Raw genomic sequence first — 15,391 nt, 5'->3', positions numbered from 1 at the left:
ATGAAAACAATTCTGCATCCATCACTATTGTTATTTTTATGAGCCATACGGTCAAAAATATCAATGACGGAAAATTTAGCAAAATTTGAGCAATCAGTAAGAAGTAATGTTTTTGTTTCATTTTATTTAATATTTTCAATTTGATCATGAATATCTTTAGTTTACTCCTAGCTATCCTAATAGTATGAAAAACCATCTGTATGGCTTATAACCTCTATGATACGGCACCATACCCATAGGGAAGTAAGTCATTCCTACTTTTGCACCTATACGAAAATAAGAATCTTGTATTTTAGTATCTGAATTAGATAACAAACTAACCATTTTCTTCGTAGAAATATTGGTGGACTGTAAGTACATAAATTAGGTCGTCTAAAAGTTTTCAGACGACCTTTGTGAAAGTTGGGTTTTTACCCAACCTACGCTTGCTTGTTATTTAGTGGATTATTTTAAAAATATATTTAACAAATAAACACATATAATATCCATAAAAAGAATCGCAAGCATACCGAGTTAAGGTATATGCACTGAATAACAATGTAAATATACTTATGATCACCGAAATCAGTAGGGTTTTCATATCTCTTATAAAAAGTAAATTTATCAGAGTGACTACTGAGAATAGACTTGCAATATAGCTTGATAATCTAATGAATGTAAGTAAATATGAAAATAATTCTGCATCCATCACTATTGATATCTTCATGATCCATAAGGTCACATAGATCAATGACGGAAGATTTAGTAAAATTTGAGCAATCAGTAAGAAGTAATTTTTTTGCTTCATTTTATTCAGTCTTTTTAAGTTGATCATGAATATCTTTAGTTGAACCCCAGCTATCCCACCAGCCTAGGGCACCACTTGTATCGATATTGAAAGGAACGTAACGTAGAAAATGGGGAACTGTCGCCACACCATTTAGGGGGCTGGGAATTGTTCCTATCTCTGCTCCTCTGCAAAAATGAGAACCTTCTGCTTCCATATCTGAATTAGATAACACACTAACCGTTTTTTTCGTAGCTACATTGGTGCAGCTGTAAGTACATAGCTTTCTGCCATTCTTATAGCCTCTTGTTCCTCCACCTTCTTTTTCGTCTGCGATACATTTGTATTTTGCCAGTCCCAAAGTATCGAGCCATACAAAAACATTTGGAGCGAGCGCATACAGACTCTCTCCTCCCAATAGCTTAATCGGATCCTGCTGCGTAAACCGCCCAATCTCCGGATCATAGTAGCGGAAGAAGTTGTAATGCAGCCCTGTCTCTTCATCATAATACTGATTCTGCAGACGGAAGGGTTGGTATACATCCAGTTTCAGACGACCTTCTTGGGTCAGTTTGCCCCAGCCGCTATAGTCACCGCTCCAAACAATATTGCCTTCCTCATCGGTCATCTCGCGCGGGATGCCGATTTGATCGTTGTGGTAATACAGGATTTCTCTTACCTTGTCTGAGCCATTGTAGGTAGTGATTTGAGCAAGGGGTTCATAGTTTCGGTCTTCGGTATAAATATAGGTGTAAGTACGGTCTTTACGGTATTCCTGTAACAGGCGGCTGCCGTCCCATAGGTATTGGATTTCATTGCCGTCGGGATGGGCTTTGGCTATGCGGCGACCTATGGGGTCGTAGCGGTAGCGATATAAGACGGTGTTTTGTCCGGGGCGATGGATTTCGGCTTCGGTCAATTGATTATCCGCATTGTAGCGGTAATGTTGGATTTCGCCGTCATGCTGCTGTTTCTCGATCAGGTTGCCCAACGGGTCGTAGCGGTAACTGGTGCCTTTGTATTGGGTAAGGCGGTTGCCACTGATTCTGCTTCCGTCGGTAAGGTTGTGTGCGGGGTCGTAGCGGTAGTGCTCGTCCGCGCTTTGGGTAATTCTGCCCAGTGCGTCATAGGTGTAATTCCTGCTGCCGTTGGTTTGGTCGTCGGTACGGACGAGGTTACCGATAGTGTCGTATTGGTAACGGCGACCGATAAGGACGGCAGGGTCTGCTTTGTTGTGGCTGTTCGGTTGGGCGATTTGTTGTTTCAGACGACCTAATGGGTCAAGTTGAAATTGGGTATTCAACTTGCCAATGGTCCGCTCGATCGGGCGATGCAGGGCATCACGCTCGATGTCGGCAAGGGTGGTGCCGTCTAGGTTAATATGGTGCAGGTGTCCGCTGCCGTAATACAGGCGGTTTAAAACTTCACCTGTCGGCAGGATGGTTTGGGTGCGGTTACCCAGTACGTCGTAACGGTGTTCGGTAATCTGTGCAGCAACATCTTTGGATTGTGAACGGCTGGTACTGGACGTAATAGGTTCATCCAAGTGAATGAGCTGTTCTTTAATCAGTCCGTTGTGATCATAGCCGAAGCGAAGCTCACTATGGGCGTTGTGTGCTTGGATCAGACGGTTAAGTTTGTCATAGCGGTAGTGGGTGCTCAGGATTTCTCCGCCGTCCAGATGACTGTCTTTCTGACGGATACGGCCGATACGGTCGCGGTGGTAGGTGATCGTCCGTAGCGGGCGAGTACGCACGTCAATGTTCCCAGACGCGTATTCTTCTTCGCGTATGAGTTCGCCGGCAGGGTTGTAGGTGTAACGTGTCATTTTGCCGTCAAAGCCGGTCTCGCGGATCAGGCGGTCGCGTTCATCGTATTCGAAGGCATAGCTGTCGCCGTTTTCGTTGACGAGGGTTTTCAGACGACCTACGGAATCGTAACGGTATTGGAATGCACCACCCAGCGCGTTGTAGCGGATAGTTGGTTTGCTGTCATTGTCGTAATCGTAGGCGGTACGGTTGCCTTCGGCATCAGTCAGAACACTCAGTCGACCAGCATGATCGTAGCTGAAGTGCTCACTGCTACCATCCGGATAGTCAGTACGCAATGGTTTGCTATTTTGGTAATGATAGTGCGTGGTGTGACCGGCAGCATCGGTAATACTTTCGAGTTTGCCCTCATCGTTATAGGTATAGCGGGTTTGCTGACCGGAACAGTCGGTTTGAGTGCTCAGGCGGTGGTGCAGGTCATATTCGAAAGTATAAGTATTGTTTTTTGCATCGGTAATTTGGGTAATTTGCCCATTTTCGTTGTAACGGTAACGGGTTGTATTGCCTTTGCTATCGCTTTGGGTCGCAGGTAATCCTTGTTCGTTGTACTCAATCAGAGTCTTTTGATTGTGCGGGAGGGTAATCTCTACCGGTCGGCGTTCTTGGTCATAACGGATGTGCTGGTTTTGTCCGCCTTCTCCACCAACAAAGGTCAGCAGCCCGCATTCGTTATAACGGTAGCGGGTTTCACGTCCCATTTCATCAGTAATTTTAATGGGTCGGCCTAAAGCATCGCGTTCTGTCAAGATACTACTACCATCTGCAAAGACTTTTTTGACGACTTCGCCATGATGGTCGTAATAAAGGTGCTCACTACGCCCTAATGCATCAGTGATTTGGGTATGCCCGTCGGCATAGGCAAAACGCCATTCTTCACCGTTGTCGGTATAGCTGCGCAATACCCGGCCTTGGGGATTGTAATGGTCGTATTGATAGTAGGTATTTAATCCAGCCGTAGTTTGGTGGCGAATCATCATGTGACGGCGGTAGCCGAAACGTCGGTGAACGAAACCTTCGGCATCTTCTACCGCGACAAGATCGCCGTTGTCGTCATAACGGTAACGGACAAGAAGTTCCCGACCTTCAGGTAGGTTATCGTTATAGCTACCCATACTGGTAAGACGATAAACGGGGATCTGCGTTAAAGGGCTGAGATTGTCAAACTCAAACCATATCTCACGTCCCAGTTCGTCAATAACAGTATGAGGTAAGCCGGTATCTTCATTGTAAACAATGCGATAGCCGTTGCCATGACGGTCGCTTACCTGTGTCAGAGCGTAAGTGCCATTACCGCTGCCATTACGATCGGTGTCATTCAAGTGTAGGGGTGAAAATCTATGTCTGCTGCTACCGTCCAGATTACTGATTTGATAGCTGCCATTATCGATTCGTTCGAAGATGATTTGTTCTGCTTCAAACAGAACCTGCCCTTCATCTTCCTCCAGTTCTGGCAGGTCAAATGTACGTCCCTGATTATCGGTATAGGTAAAACGACCGTCTTTGCGCTCTAGCTTGGCGCTCAATGTGGTGCGCCAGCCGCTACCCAGCCAACTTTCTTCCAAATCAGAAAAATAGCTGCGACTCCATACAAACGGCACCAATCCATCAAAAGCAAAATCAGTTTCATCCGGTAAAACTTTTATGCCTGAAATAGGATTGACAGGACGACCAATTAATTCGGCAATCTTGCAAGGGATACAGGTTTTATCAGTTTTTGCAAAACCATTAAAGAAAAAGCTATCAGAACCGCCCACCGGCATTGCTGGCGCTTTGACACGAACGATTTTAGGGGAGGCAAGGATGATTTCACCGTTTTTCAATTTAATGTAGCTGCCTCCACCACCGCTAATCATCACTTCGTCCTTGCCAACGATCATTACTTTGGCAGTGCTGCTGGTCAGCTCAAGGTCTTTTTTGGCATCAATTTGCATCTTGTTATTTTTTGCCTGTATTTCAATCTTGCCTTGGGCTGCATGGATTTTAACGGCTTTATTTTGTGCGAACAGGTTGATGCTTTTCAGCGCATGTGCAGTAAAGTTCTTGCCGGCGCTGATATTACTGTCCTGCATGCTGACCCAGTGGATATGTCCTTGTGCTGTATTCAATATGCTTTGTTTGGTGCTGGCGGCCAGACCGTCGGGAGCGGAAATGACTATTCCCGATTTTTTCAGTTTCTTTAAGTTGCTGTTGATGTGGTTTGCTTGAGCAATGCTTTCTGTTGCAGTATTGCCCGCACGTTTGGCAGCAGTATCCAGTAATTTGGCAGCAACCAATGCTTTTCGCATGCGTCGTATCGCTTTGCCCATCTCCAGAACTTCGCCTTTTGCACCTCCCTGAGTATCCGAGCTGACGAGTATGCCTTTACCCGCCCGTACGGCGCCCCAGCCGTCGGTTCTGAGTTCGAAGCCTTCGCCGTTCTCTCCGCGTTTTTCCCGACTTGAGTCGACGATGTGGCCGAGGTTGAGTTGGGATTTTTGGTAGTCGGTGGCGAGTTTGATGTGTTCCTGACCTTTTTGGTCTTCCATCCTGAGTTTGTTGTTCGCCCAGGTGCGGATGACGTTCCTGGTGTTCCAATCGGCAGGAATGTGGTCGGGATGGGCGCTGTCGTGCATGACGCCGGAGATATACGGGCGGTCGGGGTTGCCTTGGACGAAGGACAGCATGACTTCGGTGCCTTCGTGTAAGGGGAAGTGGAGACCGTATTCGGGACCGGCATAGGGTTTGGCCAGTCGGACGGGACGGCTTTCTCCGCCGGGACTCCATTCGTCCAAATCAAACGGCAGTTTGACGCGGTAGCGTCCCATGTCGTCGATGTAGGCGTAGGTGCAGTTCTCCGCCGCGGTCACCCGTGCGGGCAGTGTGCCGGCGATATGGGGACGCGGTGTGGTGCGTTCGGGACGGAAGGCAAGTTGGGCGGGTATGGCGGTAAAGGTATGGGTATAGGCGGTATCGCGGCTGCCGCTGTGTTCCATACCGAGTACCAGCCAGCCGTCGGGTGCTTCGGGGAAGGCGGTATCGGTTTGGAACACTTTCATCGGCGCCATGGAGACGACGTTGCCGCTGCCGTTGGCGACGGTTTGGCGGCAGAGGACGGCTTCGTTCAACAGGGTCGTCTGAACTTTGGCTTCGTCGGGGGTTTTGGGATGAAGGCCCCAGTTTTGCTGTTTGCCCAGTAAGACGGTATTGTCGGCCGACTCTTCAGACTGTTTGTTGTCGGTTTCGGCAAAGAGGTCGGTATCGGCGGTACGGTAGTTGTAGTCGGCACTGCGTATGCCTTCGACGATGGGGTTGTGACGGATGCTTAAGTTGAAGAGTGCTTCGGTACCGACGCTTTCCAGTCCGGCATGGGGGCGGTAGGAAACGGGCAGACTTTGGTCGCGGAAGTAGTGTTCGGGACTGTCGCCGAAGACGACTACGTCGCCATGTTGCTCATGCTGTTCGAAGGCATACCAAATGCCTTCTTCCTCACACAGGCGGTTGATAAAGTCGAAGTCGCTTTCGAGATACTGGGTCACATACTCGCGGACAGTGTAACTGCGGCTTTTTTGGAAACGGTAGTCGACACCGGAGAAGCCGTGATGTTTGAAGACGGCGGCAACGATGTCGGGGACGGTTTGGTTTTGAAACAGTCGGGAGGATTGGAAATGTTTTAAAGCCGCGACACGCGGCTCTAAAACAAAGCGGTAAACGGTTTCATCCTTGGATACGGACAGCTTCTCGCATGAAGTAATAATGCCCTGCCATTGTTTCGCCGGAGATTCGTCCGAACCGGCTGAAAAGGCGGCGGCGACTTCGGACAATACGGCCTCCTGCGGACGGATTTCAAACGCTGCGCGCTGGTTGAGGTAGGAAGACAGCGGCAGGGAGGAATCGGTGGAGGTGGCGGTGATTTCGACGCGGTAGGCGGTGTTGGCGGCTTCGGAGGCGGTGAAAGAGCGGACTGAAAGTGAGGGGGAGAACCGGGCGAAGGTAAGGTGGTAGGATTGGCGGGCAGTCATGGCGATCTGGATGATTTATGATGAAAGTTTAAACATAAATCAAAAAGGCAGGCAAGACAAATGATTAATGACAAGCGGCAAAAATGTCGTATGTGTGGTTTCTGAAAGTGATGGGTGAATAGATTTGGGACTAAAGAAGGTCGTCTGAAAGTTGAGTTTCAGACGACCTTGATAAATACCAGGTTCTAATTTAGATTTTATATATTAATTTAAGAAAATGTTATTTTATAATTCGAGGGTGGATGGGTTGTTAATCCTTATCATGCCCAATAGTTTGAAAGAAATATGGTTCTTCAAATTGGCAAGGTTCATTGCCACATACATAAATTTCTTTTAAATAGCTATTTCGCTTTAAAATGGCATCTGTAGCACATTGCAAATATTCAAATATCCCCTCTCTCCCAACCTCTTTCTCTGGCAATATCAAGCATTCATCAAATTTGTTTTTATTCCATTGCCTTTGTTGGTGAATTAAATAATTTCTTATATTTACATTTTTCTGCTTTTGAGCAATTGAATAATTATTATTTAATTCTTTCTGTGCCAATAGATATGACTTAGAAAAACATATAAGAATATCCTCTTGTATTATACTGTTTACATGACATGGTTTGTTTAATGCATCTTTATCAATAACTGTTTCAGGTAAATCTCCAAGTGTAAAAGTTGGGGCGAGGCAAATTGTAATAAATAAAGCTCTATTATTTAAAGTGATCACAACGCAATCCTTTCTTCAATATACATAGTGGCAAACAGTTATTTAAAATATTTGGTTTCCATCTAAGCCTACACTTACTAAAATGGGTTAACAATACAATTATAGTGGATTAACTTTAAACCAGTACGGCGTTGCCTCGCCTTAGCTCAAAGAGAACGATTCTCTAAGGTGCTGAAGCACCAAGTGAATCGGTTCCGTACTATCTGTACTGTCTGCGGCTTCGTCGCCTTGTCCTGATTTAAATTTAATCCACTATATTACTTGCTAATAATGAGCAGAAAGACAGAGAAAACCGATTACGAACCATAGATATATGGCTAAGGAAACCAAACGGCGTCCGATAAGTTTATTCCGTAAAACAAATCCTAAAATTAAAGTAATGAAAACAATTGGTAAGCCGATATATATTAAATTGTCAAAATATCTGCCTTGGCCTAAATATGGAAAGATCAAGTAGACTCCAAAAATCCCGCCCATAAAATAAATCAGCATGCCCGGCCCTAGGAGTAGAGCGGTAAGTATATGTGGCATTAATAAAATTGAAAGCCACTGTTTAGTTTTTGAATTCATTTAAATCACCAATATATAAAACTTTTTATATCGATAGGGTAAATAGGCCGGGTACTTCTGCAAAACCGTCAAATCGTCGAAATATGGGTTTTTGAAGCCAATCTACGCTTGCTTTTTCCCGTTTCAATCAGCGGGAACCGTCGCGCGGGAGTGCTATTAAAGGAGGAACAGGCGGGTCTTGATAGCTTTCGTCGATCTCGAAGCCTTCTGCGCGGGCTTTGTCTTCCATTTTTTTCCTTTCCTTTGCTCTTAAGCGGAGCTCTTTATCCAAGGCTTCGCGGTAGCCCGGTTTGCTAAATTCTTCTTGTACATGTAACCGGAGGAAATCCCAATATGCTTTTACGGTAATTTGCAGAGCATACTGACCGTTGCCGTATTGGTCACGATATTGTTCTGAGTTATCCTTACCAAGCATAAACTCCACAAGCACACCCTCCGCATATAGAGTCCCTATCTGAGCTAAGTTGGGCAGTTTCTTCCATTCCTCAGGGGTTAGTTCAATAGCGGTGGGAATGCCGGTTATCGGTTTTGCTTTAATTCTACTGTTTTCCACTTCAAAAAAGGCGGCGGCATTTTTACGGTCGTGCTTAATCCTTGGTGCGCTGCGGGAAATCAAATCTGTCCAACCGGCTTGATGCATCTGCCTGATCAGATTATAGAAATTCTGTCTTGCTTCTTCATCACTGATGTTGCTGCTTTTGCCTAGGCCAGAAAACATGTCAAATTCATCAATGCCTAAGAACGGGTTATGACTTCGATTTTCATATGCGGTAATACTGCTTACATGAGGTATTTTAAAAGTATGTTTGCCATGTTCAAAAACAACGGTTTTTTCCTGATTAAAGTCTATTTCATATTGATTGACATTAAAAAATTCTGAGTCGTCAGAAGGTCCTGCATAATTTTCAGGGAATCTGTTAACAAAATGTTTGCTGGATTCCGGCAGGGTAATGGACACCGTGTCGGGCAGGTTGTCTTTGGGTGTCTCTTTTGAGAAAGGGATGCAGCCTCCTGATAAGAAGATGATGGCGGTGAATGAAATGATTTTATTTATCAGATTATTAGGCATGATTATCGTCCGTTTTTTGTGGTTTTAAATCTGCATTAAAGGTAGGCGCAAAGACAATAAGGCAACTGCCAATAATAATTTTTTCATTTTTTGCTTATCTTTAGGGTTGGCGTCTATTTTTTAAAATACTGCTAGATGAAAGTCTGAACATAAATCAAAAAGCTCAAAAGGACAAATGGGTGATGATGAGTGGTAAAGATGTCGTGTGAATGGTTGGTTGGTATAGTGGATTAACTTTAAACCAGTACGGCGTTGCCTCGCCTTAGTTCAAAGAGAACGATTCTCTAAGGTGCTGAAGCACCAAGTGAATCGGTTCCGTACTATCTGTACTGTCTGCGGCTTCGTCGCCTTGTCCTGATTTAAATTTAATCCACTATAAATGAAAAAAAGGTCGTCTGAAAAACGGTTTTCAGACGACCTTTTGACTTTTTAGCTGATGTTAAGGCTGGTAACTGGGTTTCATGCCGTTGGGCAGGAGTTGCCAGACGTAGCCTGTGGTTTTCATTTTGCCGGCAACCTCGCCTGCTTCATCGCCGTAGCCCCAGAAGTAGTCCACGCGGACGGCGCCTTTGATGGCGCTGCCGGTGTCTTGCGCCATGATGAGGCGGTTGAGGGCTTTTTTGGTGGTCGGATGGGCGGTGGCGACAAACAGCGGTGCGCCTAGAGTGATGTAGTGGCGGTCGATGGCGCCTGCGTATTCACCCAAGAGCGGTGTGCCCAATGCGCCGACCGGTCCGGCTTCGCTGCTGCCGGTCAGTTCGCGGAAGAAGACGTAGCTGGGGTTTTGTCCCAAGACTTCGGCGAGGCGGCCGGGGTTTTGCTTCATGTAGGCTTTGATGCCCTGCATGCTGGTTTGTGCGAGGGGGAGGTAGCCTTTGTCTGCCATGTAGCGTCCGATGGAGACGTAGGGGTGTTCGTTTTTGTCGGCGAATCCGACGCGGATGTATTTGCCGGACGGGGTTTTCAGACGACCTGAACCTTGGATGTGCATGAAGAAGAGTTCGACGGGGTCTTCTGCGTAACCGAGGATGGGGGCTTTGCCGTTGAGCGCGCCGCCGTTGATTTGGTTGCGGGTGTAATAAGGAACGAAGCGGCTGCCTTCAAATCTGCCTTTGAGGGCGGTGCTGCGGGCGGTAATGGGGAATTGGGACAGGTCGGCGGTGTGTGTGCCGCTGTTGTCGATGACGCCGCTGTTGGCACCGGTTTGGCGGATGCGGACGGTGGCTTTGCTGCCTCTCAAATTGGCGGACAGTGGGACGGAAACGAAGTCGTTGGGGATGCCGTAGATGGGGAAGCGGGCTTTGCTTGTGGCTTTGTCATCGCCGAGCAGGACGGGTTCGTAGTAGCCGGTGATGGTGCCGGCGGGGTTGCCGTTGTTGCTGACCTGCCAAGGGGTGAAATAGCGTTCGAAGAAATGTTTGGCTTGGAAATGGTGGAGGGGCGTCTGCATGGCTTGGGCGCAGACATCTTGCCAGCCTGTGCGGTTTTTCAGTTTCTCGCAGCCTAAGCGGAAGGATTGGAGGCTTTTGACGAAGTGTTGGGTGCTCCAGTGCGGCAGTTCTTGGTGGGACACGACGGTGTAGGTCGCGCCGCCGCCGCTGACGGTGGTGCCGGCGGGGTCGGGCGTACCGGTGGGGCGGTCGGGGCCTTTGATGGTAATAGTATCGGTTTCGGGGAGGTTTTTGATGCGTTTGCTCGGGCAGGCGGAAAGGACGGCTGCGGCGATGGTGAGGAGTGTGATGCGGTATAGGTGTTTTTTCATAATGCTGTCTTAAAGGTCGTCTGAAATCTGCCGCCGGATAGGGTGAAACGTATCAAGCGGCTGCGCCGACTTGCTTGGGATGTACTCAGAAAATCGGTTTGCATCGGATGGACAGATTTGCAGACGGGATATTTGGTCCGTTTATTCAAGAGCTTGGGATTTTAACACAGTTTGCCTGCCTGCTTCGGCGGTATGAAAAAGGTCGTCTGAAAACCTTGTATATCGGTTTTCAGACGACCTTTGCCGTATCTTGAAGCCAATCTTATTTCTGATTGTCTTCGATGATTTTTTTGAGGTGCGGCATGGGGCTGTATCCGCTTTGGCTGCGGCCGTTCGGGAAGACGAGGGTAGGTGTGCCGTTGAAGCCGAATTGTTCGCCCAAAGAAGTGGTTTCGGCAACGGGATTGTCGCAATTGGCTTTGCCGCTCGGGAATTGGCCTTTGCGCATCCAGTCGGTCCAGGCTTGGGTCGGGTTAGGCTGACACCACAGGATTTCGGCTTTACGCGCGGCATCGGGGTGCAGGCTCGGAATCGGCATCATGAAGTTGTAGATCGTGATGTCGGTCATTTTTTCAAACTCGTGTTCCAAGCGTTTGCAGTATGGGCAGTCGGGGTCGGAGAAGACGGCGACTTTCAGCTTGCCGTTGCCGCGCACTTCTTTAATCGCTTTGTCCAAAGGCAGGGAGGCGAAGTCGATTTTGTTCAAATCGGCGGCGCGTTCGTCGGTCAGGCTTTTGCGCGTGTTGACGTCGATGAGGTCGCCGACAAACATATAGTCGCCTTTGGCATCGGTGTAAATGATTTGTTTGCCGCTGACAACGACTTCATAAATGCCTTGAATAGGGGTTTCGCTGACGCTGATGACTTTCAGGCCTTGGGATTCGTAAATTTTTTCGAGGCGGGCTTTCAAGGCTTCGCCGACTTTGCCTTGTACGGGGGCGGCGGGCTTGGCGGCTGAAGAGGGCGCTGCATTTGCCTGTGAAACGGGCGTTTGCCCGCACGCGGTCAGTGAGATCAGAGCGATGGGGGCTAAGATTTTGATTAATTTGGTTTTCATTTTTAAGTATAGGCGTGTGTCAAGAAAACCGCATTGTATCAAACCTCTGTCATGCCTGCATTGTATTGAGGCTCAATTTATCGTCTGAAAATAGCTTTCGGCTGTTAAAATACGCAAAAAAACGATTTGCCTGCCTGTATGATCTACCACCGCATCGCCGTAAACGTGCCGCTTTCAGACGGCCTTTTGACTTATTCCCATTCCGAGCCGCTGCCGCTGGGCGCGCGGGTGCTTGTGCCTTTCCGCAACAAGACCGTGGTCGGGATTGTGTGGGAAACGGATATTGCGCCGGATATGGACGCGGCGCGGATTTTGAGCGTTCAGACGGCCTTTTCGGACGAACCGCCGCTGCCTGAAAGCTGGCGTGATTTGCTCTCGTTTACGTCGCGTTATTACCACTATCCGACGGGGCAGGCGGTGTTTGCCGCGCTGCCGCAGGGTTTGAAGGAAACGCGCGCGGTGGAAATGCCGCAGCCGCCGTTGTTTTACGCGCTGAACGAAGCGGGCAGGGCGCAAACGCCGCCGCCGGCGCGGTTCAACAAAAAAGCGGCTTTGTGGGACGCGCTATTGTCGGGCGGGATGACGATGGCGGCGTTGAAACAGGTGAACGCGCAGGCGGTGAAATTGATTGAGGATTGGACGGAAAAGGGTTGGATTGAAACGACGGAAGCGGCGAAACCCGTTTTAAGGTCGTCTGAATTTCAGCTCAACGCCAACCAGCAACAAGCTTCCGATGAAATTCAGACGACCTTCGGCAGCTTTCAGCCGTTTCTGCTGTACGGCATCACCGGCAGCGGCAAGACCGAGGTGTATTTTGATGCGATGGCGAAAGTGTTGGCGCAGGGGCGGCAGGTGTTGTTTCTGTTGCCCGAAATCAACCTCACGCCGCAGCTTTTGAAGCGGGTGGAAAACCGTTTTGCCGACGTGCCGACCGCCGTGTTGCACAGCCAGATGGCGGCAGGCAAGCGCACGCAGGATTATCTGCGCGCCATATTGGGGCAGGCGAAGCTGGTGATTGGCACGCGGCTGGCGGTGTTCACGCCTTTGCCTGATGTCGGACTGATTGTGGTCGATGAGGAACACGACGGCTCGTTCAAACAGGACAACGAATTGCGCTACCACGCCCGCGATTTGGCGGTGTGGCGTGCGAAGCAGAGCGGCTGCCCCGTCGTGTTGGGCAGCGCCACGCCCAGCTTGGAGAGCTGGCACAAAGCGCAAAGCGGCGCGTACCGCCTGCTGCAACTGACCGAACGCGCCCACACCACCGCGCAACTGCCGCAAGTGGACATCCTCAACGTAGGTCGTCTGAAACTCGACAACGGCTTCTCGCCGCAGGCTTTGCAGCTTTTGAAACAGAACTTCGAAGCAGGCGGCATGTCGCTGGTGTACCTCAACCGTCGCGGTTTCGCGCCCGCGCTGTTTTGCGGCGACTGCGGCCATACCTTCGGCTGTCCGAACTGCTCCGCCAAAATGGTGCTGCACCAACGCGCCCGCCAACTGCGCTGCCACCACTGCGACCACCGCGAACCCATCCCGTTCAAATGCCCCGACTGCGGCAACCAAGACCTGACCGCCGTCGGCCACGGCACGCAGCGCGTCGAAGAAACCCTGCGCGCCTTCCTGCCGAAAGCAACCGTTGTCCGCGTCGACAGGGACAGCACGGCGCACAAAAACGACTGGGCGGATTTGTACCGCCGCATCGCCGACAACGAAATCGACATTCTGGTCGGCACGCAGATGCTCGCCAAAGGCCATGATTTCGCGCGGCTCAACCTGGTTATCGTGTTGAACGCCGACGGCAGCCTGTACAGCGCGGATTTCCGCGCGCCGGAAAGGCTGTTCGCCGAGCTGATGCAAGTGTCCGGCAGGGCGGGGCGCGCCGACAAACCCGGCAAGGTGCTGATACAGACCCAACTGCCCGAACATCCCGTCTTCGCCGCCGTCAAAGCGCAGGACTACACCGTGTTTGCCGAAAACGAATTGAACGAGCGGCAAATGTTCGCCATGCCGCCCTTCGGTTTTCAGACCGCCGTCCGCGCCGACGCGCCGCGCGTTGCCGATGCGATGGAGTTTCTCAACGCCGCCAAAGAAACCCTCGCCCCGCTCTTGCCCGCAAGCGTCTCCCAGTTCGGTGCCGCCCCCATGCTGATGGTGCGCCTCGCCGAACGCGAACGCGCACAAATCTTCCTCGAATCAACATCCCGACAAGATTTGCACCGCGCCGTGAGTTTGTGGGTGCAGGTGTTGCAGCAAAACCGCGACGGCAAAATCCGATGGTCGGTGGATGTGGATGCGCAGGAGGCGTAAGCGGGATAGGGAAGGGGTTGTCTGAAAAAGCGGAAGAGGCATTTTCAGACGACCTTTTTGTTTATAGTGGATTAACTTTAAACCAGTACGGCGTTGCCTCGCCTTAGCTGCTCAAAGAGAACGATTCTCTAAGGTGCTGAAGCACCAAGTGAATCGGTTCCGTACTATCTGTACTGTCTGCGGCTTCGTCGCCTTGTCCTGATTTAAAGTTAATCCACTATAAAACGTCTTGATGGTTTGTGAAAAGCAGCAAGGTTAGGATGAGCGGGGTTAAAAACATTTGGGCCTTCACAAAAGCCCTACGATAAAATACGCGGCATGAAAGCCTGATGCTGCGCCGCAGTTGGCAGTTCAGGCTTTGCCGACATATCGCCCATTTTGAGTTCCATACGGAGTTTGCATGTATATAGGACGCTTCGCCCCCAGCCCTACGGGTTTGCTGCACATAGGCTCGCTGCTGACTGCTTTGGCTTCTTATGCCGATGCGCGTGCCAACGGCGGCAAGTGGCTGGTGCGTATGGAAGACTTGGACCCGCCCAGGGAAATGGCGGGCGCTGCCGCGCATATTTTGCACACATTGGAAGCGTTCGGCTTTGAATGGGACGGCGAAGTCGCCTACCAAAGCCGACGGAACGGGCTGTATCAAGAGGCATTGGGTCGTCTGAAAAGTGAGGGGCTGGTATATCCTTGTTATTGCAGCCGTAAAGACTGGCAGGCGGCGGCAACGGCGGGGGCGGACGGATTTGTGTATAACGGGCGTTGCCGCGTTCCGGCGCAAAGGCCTGAAGCGAATGGGAAAACGCCTGCTTGGCGGATTGCCGTTCCCGACAGGATAATCGGTTTTCAGGATGGGATTGTCGGCTATTACGCCCAAAATCTGGCACACGATATCGGCGATTTCGTCCTGCTGCGTGCGGACGGTTTTTGGGCGTATCAACTTGCCGTAGTCGCGGACGATGCCGAACAAGGAGTCACACATATCGTGCGCGGACAGGATTTGCTGGTGTCCACGCCGCGTCAGATTTATTTGCAGCAATGCCTCGGCGCAAACACGCCGCATTACGTGCACCTGCCTTTGCTGGTGAATTCGCAGGGGCAGAAATGGTCCAAACAAACGCTTGCTCCCGCTTTGGATTTGAACCGGCGCGAAGCGCTTTTGCGGCAAGTGATGCGTTATCTCAATCTTCCCGACGCGCCCGAGGTTGACCGACCCGAAGAATTGTTGGCGTGGGCGGTTTTACATTGGGAGATACGGGCGATACCGGTTAATGACATAGTCACGGAGTAAATTTGTAAATTTGCAACAAATTACTTG

7 protein-coding genes are annotated in these 15,391 nt (G+C 49.9%); 2 read left to right on the top strand and 5 right to left on the bottom strand.

The features are described from left to right. Positions 1–788: 788 nt before the first annotated feature. From vgrG to H3L95_RS09505, 5 genes are all read right to left on the bottom strand, one after another. The gene (vgrG, locus tag H3L95_RS09525; RefSeq protein WP_003758291.1) at positions 789–6,593 is read right to left on the bottom strand and encodes a type VI secretion system tip protein VgrG; all 5,805 of its coding nucleotides are present in this window, start codon (positions 6,591–6,593) and stop codon (positions 789–791) included. Between the two features lie 250 nt (positions 6,594–6,843). Continuing rightward, positions 6,844–7,311 carry a lysozyme inhibitor LprI family protein gene (locus tag H3L95_RS09520; protein WP_003758293.1) on the bottom strand — a complete coding sequence of 156 codons (468 nt, stop codon included), beginning with the start codon at positions 7,309–7,311 and terminating at the stop codon, positions 6,844–6,846. A gap of 697 nt (positions 7,312–8,008) precedes the next feature. Further along, positions 8,009–8,950 (bottom strand): hypothetical protein, encoded by a 942-nt coding sequence (locus tag H3L95_RS09515; RefSeq protein ID WP_003758298.1) that lies wholly within the window; start codon positions 8,948–8,950, stop codon positions 8,009–8,011. 439 nt (positions 8,951–9,389) lie between these two features. After that, complete coding sequence (gene mltA / locus H3L95_RS09510) at positions 9,390–10,712, bottom strand: murein transglycosylase A (RefSeq protein WP_040668468.1); 1,323 nt, start codon at positions 10,710–10,712, stop codon at positions 9,390–9,392. 262 nt (positions 10,713–10,974) lie between these two features. Next, entirely contained in the window at positions 10,975–11,769 is a 795-nt protein-coding gene (locus H3L95_RS09505; protein ID WP_003758306.1) for a DsbC family protein, read from the bottom strand. A gap of 138 nt (positions 11,770–11,907) precedes the next feature. Between H3L95_RS09505 and H3L95_RS09500 the strand changes: the two genes are divergently transcribed. Continuing rightward, positions 11,908–14,076, top strand: a complete 2,169-nt coding sequence (locus H3L95_RS09500; protein WP_182096144.1) for a primosomal protein N' — start codon at positions 11,908–11,910, stop codon at positions 14,074–14,076. A 400-nt stretch (positions 14,077–14,476) separates the two neighbouring features. Beyond that, positions 14,477–15,364, top strand: a complete 888-nt coding sequence (gene gluQRS / locus H3L95_RS09490) for a tRNA glutamyl-Q(34) synthetase GluQRS (protein WP_003758314.1) — start codon at positions 14,477–14,479, stop codon at positions 15,362–15,364. Positions 15,365–15,391: the final 27 nt, after the last annotated feature.

This window comes from Neisseria sicca (assembly GCF_014054945.1).
Taxonomy (GTDB): domain Bacteria; phylum Pseudomonadota; class Gammaproteobacteria; order Burkholderiales; family Neisseriaceae; genus Neisseria; species Neisseria sicca.
Note: the sequence above shows the minus strand (reverse complement) of the source record. Positions and strands in the feature narration are given on the sequence as shown.

What these genes read in the sequence shown, in the direction of transcription:
- vgrG (WP_003758291.1), bottom strand. Translation starts at nt 6,593, where the DNA reads ATGACTGCCCGCCAATCCTACCACCTTACCTTCGCCCGGTTCTCCCCC.
- H3L95_RS09515 (WP_003758298.1), bottom strand. Translation starts at nt 8,950, where the DNA reads ATGCCTAATAATCTGATAAATAAAATCATTTCATTCACCGCCATCATC.
- mltA (WP_040668468.1), bottom strand. Translation starts at nt 10,712, where the DNA reads ATGAAAAAACACCTATACCGCATCACACTCCTCACCATCGCCGCAGCC.
- H3L95_RS09505 (WP_003758306.1), bottom strand. Translation starts at nt 11,769, where the DNA reads ATGAAAACCAAATTAATCAAAATCTTAGCCCCCATCGCTCTGATCTCA.
- H3L95_RS09500 (WP_182096144.1), top strand. Translation starts at nt 11,908, where the DNA reads ATGATCTACCACCGCATCGCCGTAAACGTGCCGCTTTCAGACGGCCTT.
- gluQRS (WP_003758314.1), top strand. Translation starts at nt 14,477, where the DNA reads ATGTATATAGGACGCTTCGCCCCCAGCCCTACGGGTTTGCTGCACATA.